Here is an 8,753-nt window from a genome sequence, read left to right as displayed (position 1 = left end):
GGGGTCGGGGTCGGGGTCGGGGTCAGGGTTGGGGTCGGGGTCGACGTTCAAACGGTTTGGGGGCGTGTCGCTGTCCGTGCCTGCGCGGCGTTTCAGTCCGACACGGGTTTGTCCTCGGAATTGTGAGCAGGGCTCGGCCAAGGAGGTCGCGCGGAGAGTGGCTAAACAGTGATATTGCCGTCACTTGCGCTGCGACAGCGGTCGTGGGTGTGGGGCAGTGGCCCGGTGGTACGCGGCCTGCCATGCCGTAGCGCGAACCCTTGAAGGAGCTTTCGATGAAGCAAGCCATGGCCCGTACGGTGCTCAGATCTGCGGCACTGCTGGCCGCCGCGATGTCCGGTGTCGCGATGTCCCCGTCCACCGGTGCCGCGCAGCGCGCCGGGCGCCTGGGGTCCGTGCCCCGGGATGTCGCACTCGAGGTCACGCGTGTCTTCAATGCCCCGTCCACGCGGCGCGTGCGCGGAGACTTCACGCTCGCCGCCGCCGACACCGTGCGCGGCGACCTCGCCGTCCTCAATGGCAACGCGCGCCTGGCGGGCGTGGTCTACGGCGACGTTGTGGTGCTCAACGGCGATGTGTTTCTGCAGGACGGCGCGCGACTCGAGAAGTCGCTCACCGTGCTCGGCGGCACCTTCGAAGCGCCCGAGCGTCCCAATGTCGTGGGCGACATTCGCGTGTGGAGCTCGCGCTACCGTTACCGCGAAGATGCCGACACGCTGATTGCCGAAACCGACTTCTTTGCGCGCTGGTCCCGCTGGGTGCGCGACGATCGGGAGAACGGCGCCGAGAGTCAGCTCTTCGTCACCACGGCACACACATACAATCGCGTGGAAGGCCTCCCCATTCTCGTGGGGCCGCGCTTCCGTCTGCGCGCGGAAGACACGCGGGTGCGGGCCGAGGTGTTTGGCATCTTCCGTACCGGTGATGGCATCGAGTGGAAGCGTGAGAACCTCGGCCATCAGGCGCTGCTCGAAGTGCGGCAGGGCAACCGCGCCGGCGTGGCCCTTGGCGGCAAGCTCTTCGACGTGGTGGATGCCATGGAACAGTGGCAGCTCACCGAAACCGAAGTGGGCCTCAACAGCTTCCTCTTCACGCGTGACTACCGCGACTACTGGCAGCGGCATGGTGGAGAGGGCTACGTGGCGCTCTTTGCCGGCAAGGCCAGTGAACTGCGCGCGAGTTATGGCGAGGAGCGCTGGAGTGCGCGTCCGGCACGCGATCCCTGGACGCTCTTCAATTCCGATCTGGCCTGGCGCCGCAATCCCACGGCCGACGAGGGTGTGCTCAAGCGCTTCACCCTGAGCGCCGTGTTCGACACGCGCACCAACTCCCAGCGTCCGCGCAGTGGCTGGTTCCTGCGTGGCGAGTATGAGCGCGGCACGGGCACCTACGACACCATGGGTGAACTCACGCCCGGCGTGCGCCCGCTGCCCACGGGCACCACGCCCATTCCGCTCAACGAGGGCGTGACCTATTCACGCGCCTTCTTCGACTTGCGTCGCTACAACCGCCTCGGCCCCAACGCGCAGCTCAACCTGCGCGCGGTGTTCGGTGGCTGGGTGAACGGCGATCCCCTGCCCGTGCAGCGCCGCTTCTCCGTCAGTGGCATTGACGCGCTGCCGGGCTTCGACTTCCGTCGCATGAACGGCACAAGCGATGTGGGCACCTGCGCCACGGGCAGTGAGGAGATGTATGCCTCGCTCGGTCGGCCCGCGCAGTGTGAGCGCATGGCCCTGCTGCAGGCGGAGTGGAAGGGGGACTTCCGCATCAATCTCTTCGGCGACGACAGCGACTACGGCGATCGTCGCTGGGGCCTGGGTCGCGTGCGCGCCGATGGTGCCTGGGTGGTGTTTGCCAACACGGGACGTGGTTGGCTGATCGACCGGCCGAGCCCGAGCTCGATTCCGAACGCCGACCTCGGCCCGCTGGTCTTCGACAAGAACTCCGTGCCTGGCTTTGACACCTGGCGTACCGACATCGGCGGCGGCTTCGACTTCGGAGACTTCGGCGTGTACATCGCGCAGGCCGTGTCTCAGGGTGGTCTTTCGCCCAATGTGTACGTGCGTCTGTCGCGGCGGTTCTGACGGCGCATGACCGGCCTCGGTGTGACTGGACCCGCGACGCAGCGGATGCGGCACCTCTGGGTGCGCCTCCTGCTGAGTGCATGGCTGCTGCTGGGACTCCCGGCAGCAGCCCGTGGTCAGTCACGCCCCGAAATCGACATCCGCGTCACCCCCACCTCCTACCCGCCGCTGGTGGCCGTGCGCGGCGTACTCACCGATCGGGACTTCGATGCCCTGCTGCGCAATGGCTTTCCGGCGCGCATTCACGTGCGCACGGAAATCTGGACGGTGGGTCGATGGTTCGACGATGTGCGCGGCCGCGCGGAGTGGGATGTGATCGTGCAATACGATGTGGTGGATCGCAGCTACAACGTGGCGCGCATCGTGGGCGAGCGCGTCACCAATCTGGGCAGCTATCTGCGTTTTGCCGACGCCCGCGCGGCCAGTGAGCTGGCCTTTCTGCCACCACTGCCGGCGCCTCGTCGTGGTCAGCGCGGCTATGTGCTGGTGCAGGCCGAAGTGGGCGCGCTGGAGGTGAGCGATCTCGATGAACTCGAGCGCTGGCTCAAGGGGGAAGCCAATCCCGCCGTCCGCGGGAAACGCAGTCCGGCGTCGGCGCTGACGCGCGGACTGCGCACGCTGGCGTCGCGTATTCTGGGAGGAGAGGTGCGGCGCCTTGAGGCCCGCACCGGCGTGCTGCAGTTCTGATTGCGGGTCAGGCCGTGGTGGCGGCTGGCCCGTGTTCGATCTTCTCGAGTTCGCGCAGCGTCTCTTCGCCGTAGAACGTGCGAATGTAGCGGGCCTGAATGGGCGTGAGACGACGTACCGCCCACGACAGATGCACAAAATGCGGCTCGGTGGGCGCGTGCAGTGGCTGCATGCCGATTTCGTGAGGCATACGGTTGGCCTTGCGCGTGTTGCAGCTGCTGCAAGCCGTCACCACGTTGGTCCACTCATTCGTGCCGCCACGCGACATGGGAATGAGATGATCGCGCGTGAGCGATTCACGCGGCTTGAGCACATTGGCGTGCCGGCCGCAGTACTGACACTGGTAGTCGTCGCGCGCGAACAAAAAGGTGTTCGTCACCTGACGACGGAAGCGCCGCGGCACGTGCACGTACTTGGTGAGTCGGATGACCGCGGGACGGACAAACTGCCGTTTCTCCGAGCGCACGGGCGCGCCGGTGTCGGCCTCCACGATTTCCGCCTTGCCGTCGATGACGAGACGCAGTGCGCGCCGCAGCGGCACCATCGTGAGTGGTTCGTACGATGCGTTCAGTGCGAGACAGCCAGCAATCACGCCCTCCCCTCCCTGCTCGAGTGTGTGTGCAACCCTTGGGACCACCACACCACCAGAACCGCGACCCGCGACCCTCAAACTGCGACACCCTGCGAAAACCAAATCCCCGCTGATATCATCGACGCGCGGGCCGACCGACATGCAGCGGGGATTCTCTGGTGTTTCAGCAGGGCGGACAGCGATGCACAACCACGGCCCTCCCGCCTGTCGGGCGGGTTCTCCTTCTGGCGGAGACGGGCAGCGGTTGCGCGAGACGCATACTGAAGTCTACCACGACGGCACCCGCCCCCGCCACTGTGCCAACTGTGTCGTGACGCGCAGACCGGCCGCCTGCTGGCGCTCGTACCATCCCGCCTGCTGCGCCGCTGCGTCGCCCGTCACGAGCCCGTCACGAATCAGTTCACGGCCGGCCACGCACACCAGCGACGCCTCCGCGCGGCCGGCCAGGGCATGCACGAGCGTCACGGCCGGGTCGTACACCGGGCCCAGCGTATCGGGCAGCGCAAAGGCCGCCAGGTCCGCCGCCCTGCCCACGGCCAGCGCACCAACCTGCGCGCTCAACCCCATGGCTTCGGCGCCGCCCAGAGTGGCCAGGCGCAAGGCATCGGCCGCGGGCAGCGAGTCGGCACGTTCGGCGCGCAGGGCATGTTGCAGCACCGCCTGCCGCGCCTCGTCCAGCAGGTGCATGCGGTTGTTGCTCACCACCGAGTCGCTGCCGAGACCCACCGCCAGGCCGCGCGAGAGCATGCGGTCGAGCGGTGCCACACCCTGCCCGAGCTTGGCATTGGAAACGGGACAATGCACGATGCCCGCGCCGTGCGCGGACACGCGCGCCAGATCATCGTCACTTGCGTGTACGGCGTGAACAAGCAGCGGCCGCGCGCGCAGGAGTCCGGTGTCATCAAGCAGGGCCATCGGCGACGCAGCGGCTGCCTGCACCGCAATGCCACGTGCGCGCAGACGTTCGGCAAACGGGCCCGTGCCATGCACCACAAAATCGGTCTCCGCCTGGCTCTCGGCGACATGCACCGCCACTGGCAGCTGTTCGTGCAGGGCATGGTCGGCCACCGCCCGAAAGAGCGCGGCAGACACGGTATACGGGGCGTGCGGCGAGACGCCGGTGCGCACGAGGGCCGTATCGTGCTCGCGCAGCGCGGCCACGCGGTCCCGCAAGCCGGTCATGGCATCACGGCTTTGCGCGGGGTCGGGGCCAAACACTTCCACGTAGCCGATGCCGCGCACACCCAGTTCGCGCATGGCGGTCAGAGGCCACGCCGAGTCGGTGCAATCGCCGTAGGTGGTGATGCCGTGGCGCAGTCCTTCGAGCACGCCCACACGCGCGGCATCAAGCAGGTCCTCCGGCTTGAGGACATCACGGCGCAGCAACGTGATGGCGCGCAGCCAGTCGCGGAAATCGAGGCCCTCGAGACATCCGCGCAGTACGGTGAGCTCGAGATGCGTGTGCGCATTGACCAGGCCCGGCATGAGCACGGCGGTGCCGAGCGCGACATGGCGAATGAGTTCGCCCTCTGGCGCGGCCTGCCGCGGGCCAAGCCAAGCCACGCGGCCGTCCTCCACCAACACGGCGCCGTCGCGAAGAGCCGGCGACACCACCGGCAGTACCCAGTCGGCCGTATACAGCGTGCCGCGCGCCCCGGTCAACTCGGCCCGCGCGCCGGCACTCACAACGGCGGCAGGCGGAAGGGGTTGGTGGTATCGCGCTGCACACGCGCGCGGGCACTGTCCATGGTGAATGGCGAGTGGCCCGGTGGATCGGTGCACGTCGCGGTGGGTTCGTAGCCCTGCACGAAGAACTCCGTCACCACATTGCTCATGCAGCTGCTGTTTGCGAGGCGTCCGGTGGCGACGTCAATCTGTCGCACGATGACACCGTCGGGCCGTGGCCAGTCGGGCGGCTGCGGCTTGCGGCGGTACACTTCGGTCATGAACGCGGCCCAGGCCGGCGCGGCCAGCTCACCGCCCTGTGCGTTGCTCTTGATCTTCTGCGGCTTGTCAAAGCCCATCCACACGCCGGCCACGAGGTCGGCCGTGTAGCCAATGAACCACACGTCCGCGCCATCGTTGGTGGTGCCGGTCTTGCCGCCGGCGGGCACGCGGAAGCCGCTGCTCCACACGCGCGCGCCCGAGCCGCGTATGACCACGTCCTTCATCATGCTCACCATGAGCCAGGACTCTTCGGGCGAGAGCACCGGTTCGCGCACGAGCTTGGGCTTCCACACCACCTCGCCCTTGCTGTCTTCCACGCGTACGATGGCGTGCGGCGTGGTGCGCAGCCCGAGGTTGGCAAACACGCTGTAGGTACTCACCATCTGCAGCGGGTACACGTCGGCCGCCCCGATGTACATGGACGGGTAGGGCGGAATGGGTGTGGTGAGACCGAAGCGACGCGCCATGCTCGTGACGGCGTCGGGGCCAATGGCCATGCCCGTGCGAATGGCCGGCAGATTGCGCGACTGATACAGCGCTTTGCGCAGGGGCAGATCGCCCTGGAACTTGAGATCGTAGTTTTGCGGCGTCCACGTTTCGCCGTTCAGCTGGTCCATGGAGATCGGTGAGTCGTCCACCACGGTGGCCGGACTGAATCCCTCATGAATGGCCGCCGCGTACACGATGGGCTTGAACGTGGAGCCCGGCTGACGCAGCGCCTGCACGGCGCGATTGAACTTGGAGTCGCCGAAGTCCCGACCACCCACCATGGCTCGCACCGCGCCGCTGCGCGGATCGATGGCCACAAAGGCGCCCTGCAGATACGGCGAATTGGCCGCACCGCGCTCACCGCCCTCCGCGCTGCGCGCGAGGTAGGCCTCGTACGTCAGGTGCTTGTACGCGCCGTGACGCCCGGCCTCAATGGCCTGCAGCTGATTCTCCAGCGCGCGCTCGGCCGCGGTCTGCATGTCCACGTCGAGGGACGTGTAGACCTTGAAGCCTTCGTTGTAGAGCCGGTTGCCGAGTTCTTCCTCGAGCACCTGTCGCACCCATTCCACGAAATACGGCGCCACGTCACCAGATTCGGTGCGTTCGGCCAACTGCAGCGGATAGGCTTTGGCCAGCGAGGCATCGGCGGCGCTGACGGCGCCGGCGCGGCGCATGAGTTCAATGACGGTATTGCGGCGCTGAATGGCGCGGTCGGGGAAGCGCCGCGGGTTGTAGCGCTCCGGCCCCTTGAGCAGACCGGCCAGCACGGCGGCTTCGGCCACTGTGACGTCGCGCACACTCTTGCCGAAATAGCGCTGCGACGCGGTCTCCACCCCGTAGGCGCCGTTGCCCAGATAGACCTGATTGAGGTACAGCTCGAGGATCTTGTCCTTGCTGTAGCGCTGCTCGATGGCCGTGGCCACCCGGCCTTCCTTGATCTTGCGCAGCAGGGTCTTCTCACGGGAAATGCGATCGGAGAAGACGTTACGCGCGAGCTGCATGGTGATGGTGGAGAAGCCCTGCACATAGCTTCCCGCCTTCACGTTGCGCGCCAGGGCGCCGAAAATGCGAATGAAGTCGATGCCGTTGTGGCTGTAGAAGCGCTTGTCCTCGGTGATGACAATCGCGTCGCGGACATGTTTGGGAATGTCCTGCAGGCGCATGAGGGTGCGCCGCTCGAGCCCCAGCTCGGTGATGAAACGTCCGTCGGCGGCATAGACCTTGGACGTCTGCCGCGGCACATAGGCCTCGAGGGCGGCGATGGAGGGGCAGCGTCCGTTGCGGCAGATGACCGCCCAGGCCCCCGCCACGGCGCCGGCGCCGATGGCGCCGCAGAGTCCCCCCACCACCAGCAGCCAGCCCAGCCAGGGGCGGCGCGAAAGAATCGAAGACGATGGCATACCGTCTGGAAGCTACACGTCACCCCCGTGTTCGGTACCACGGGGCGGTTATCTTTCTGTGATGTCCACGCTTCCTGCCCCGCTCTCCGAACTCGCCTGGCGCGAGCTGATCTCGCAGCACACTGAGGGGCTGCCCGCGGCCCTCGCCGCCGGCCCCGTTTCCGCCTATGTGGGCTTCGATCCCACCGCGTCCAGCCTGCACGTGGGCAACCTCGTGCCCATCATGGGACTGGTGCACCTGCAGCGGGCCGGGCACCGCCCCATCGGCCTCGTGGGCGGCGCGACGGGCATGATTGGCGACCCCAGCGGCCGCAGCAGTGAGCGCAATCTGCAGGACGCGGACACCATTCACGCCAACGCCGAGGCCATTCGTGGGCAGCTGGCACGCTTCCTCGATTTCGACGGACCGCGTGGCGCGAAGCTGGTGAACAATCTCGACTGGCTGGGCGGCATCGGCCTCATCGAGTTCCTGCGCGATACGGGCAAGCACTTCTCCATCAATTACATGATGGCCAAGGACTCGGTGAAGTCGCGGCTCGAGACGGGCATCTCGTACACCGAGTTTACGTACATGCTCATGCAGGCGCACGACTACCTCGAGTTGTACAAGCGCGAGGGGGTGACGCTGCAGATGGGCGGCAGTGACCAGTGGGGCAACATCACGGCGGGTCTCGAGCTCATCCGCCGCACGGTGGGCGCAGACGCCAACGCGCTCACGTTCCCGCTCATCACCAATGCCGACGGCACGAAGTTCGGCAAGAGCACGGGCGGCGGCTCGGTGTGGCTGGATGCCGATCGCACGTCACCCTACGCCTTCTACCAGTTCTGGATGGGCGCGGACGACCGCGACGTGTCGCGTTACCTGCGCTTCTACACGCTGCTCTCGCTGGAAGAGATCACCGCGCTCGACACCGAGGTGCGCACTTCGCCCGAGAAGCGCGTGGCCCAGCGTTCGCTGGCGGCCGACGTGACGGCGCGTGTGCATGGCGCGGAGGCCGCACGGGTGGCGCAGGAGGTATCGGCGCTGCTGTTCGAGAAGGCGGATCCGAACGCACTGTCCGGCGCAGCGCTCGACGCGCTGGCGCGGGAAATTCCGTTTGCGGACTACGTGCCGCCGGCCGAAGGAGCTCCGGCGGATGGGGTGGATGTATTCGAGGCGCTGGTGCAGCTGGGCATCGCAGCCTCGCGTGGCGCGGCCAAGCGCCTGCTCGAGCAGGGAGGCATCAGCGTCAATGGCGTCAAGCTCAGCGCGGCCGACAAGACGGTCTCACGCGATCGCCTGCTGCGGGGGGCGTTCCTGCTGTTGCGGAAGGGACAGCGCGAGTTCGGACTGCTGCGCGTGGTCTGACACCCAGGTTTTGGCCTCTCGTCTCCAGGTGCTCGAACCTTGAGATGTTCAGAAACCAGATGGTGCGAGTTGTGAAGACGAGACAGAAATAGATGAATGCGATGTGAGCAACGAATGAGATGAGAAACCCGATCGTGTGGGGCCACTGCGGGAAAGGCTACCGCGCGAACGGCCCCACGCAATGTCTAGTCCTGAAAAATGTCTAC

At 66.8% G+C, this 8,753-nt stretch carries 6 protein-coding genes; 3 read left to right on the top strand and 3 right to left on the bottom strand.

From position 1 onward, the window contains the following. Nucleotides 1-275: 275 nt before the first annotated feature. Nucleotides 276-2,084 carry a BamA/TamA family outer membrane protein gene (locus B2747_RS11010; protein WP_291160470.1) on the top strand — a complete coding sequence of 603 codons (1,809 nt, stop codon included), beginning with the start codon at nucleotides 276-278 and terminating at the stop codon, nucleotides 2,082-2,084. A 6-nt stretch (nucleotides 2,085-2,090) separates the two neighbouring features. Further along, entirely contained in the window at nucleotides 2,091-2,771 is a 681-nt protein-coding gene (locus B2747_RS11005) for a hypothetical protein (protein ID WP_291160467.1), read from the top strand. A gap of 7 nt (nucleotides 2,772-2,778) precedes the next feature. Here the strand turns inward: B2747_RS11005 and B2747_RS11000 are convergent, their stop codons facing one another. The 3 genes from B2747_RS11000 to B2747_RS10990 all read right to left on the bottom strand — a co-directional run bounded on the left by B2747_RS11000 (nucleotide 2,779) and on the right by B2747_RS10990 (nucleotide 7,199). Further along, nucleotides 2,779-3,363 (bottom strand): HNH endonuclease, encoded by a 585-nt coding sequence (locus tag B2747_RS11000; protein WP_291160464.1) that lies wholly within the window; start codon nucleotides 3,361-3,363, stop codon nucleotides 2,779-2,781. A 267-nt stretch (nucleotides 3,364-3,630) separates the two neighbouring features. Beyond that, the gene (locus tag B2747_RS10995) at nucleotides 3,631-5,049 is read right to left on the bottom strand and encodes an amidohydrolase family protein (RefSeq protein ID WP_291160461.1); all 1,419 of its coding nucleotides are present in this window, start codon (nucleotides 5,047-5,049) and stop codon (nucleotides 3,631-3,633) included. Beyond that, the gene (locus B2747_RS10990) at nucleotides 5,046-7,199 is read right to left on the bottom strand and encodes a penicillin-binding protein 1A (RefSeq protein ID WP_291160459.1); all 2,154 of its coding nucleotides are present in this window, start codon (nucleotides 7,197-7,199) and stop codon (nucleotides 5,046-5,048) included. Before B2747_RS10990 ends, B2747_RS10995 begins: the two co-directional genes overlap by 4 nt. A gap of 61 nt (nucleotides 7,200-7,260) precedes the next feature. Between B2747_RS10990 and tyrS the strand changes: the two genes are divergently transcribed. Then, a complete protein-coding gene (tyrS, locus tag B2747_RS10985) occupies nucleotides 7,261-8,547 on the top strand; it encodes a tyrosine--tRNA ligase (RefSeq protein ID WP_291160456.1) in 1,287 nt (428 codons plus the stop codon). Nucleotides 8,548-8,753: the final 206 nt, after the last annotated feature.

Source organism: Gemmatimonas sp. UBA7669 (genome assembly GCF_002483225.1).
Classification (GTDB): domain Bacteria; phylum Gemmatimonadota; class Gemmatimonadetes; order Gemmatimonadales; family Gemmatimonadaceae; genus Gemmatimonas.
The sequence above is the reverse complement of the archived record's forward strand: the minus strand, read 5'-3'. Positions and strand labels throughout refer to the sequence as shown.

Excerpts from the sequence above, each read along its gene's own strand:
- tyrS (WP_291160456.1), top strand. The coding sequence starts at position 7,261 with ATGTCCACGCTTCCTGCCCCGCTCTCCGAACTCGCCTGGCGCGAGCTG.
- B2747_RS10990 (WP_291160459.1), bottom strand. The coding sequence starts at position 7,199 with ATGCCATCGTCTTCGATTCTTTCGCGCCGCCCCTGGCTGGGCTGGCTG.
- B2747_RS11010 (WP_291160470.1), top strand. The coding sequence starts at position 276 with ATGAAGCAAGCCATGGCCCGTACGGTGCTCAGATCTGCGGCACTGCTG.
- B2747_RS11005 (WP_291160467.1), top strand. The coding sequence starts at position 2,091 with ATGACCGGCCTCGGTGTGACTGGACCCGCGACGCAGCGGATGCGGCAC.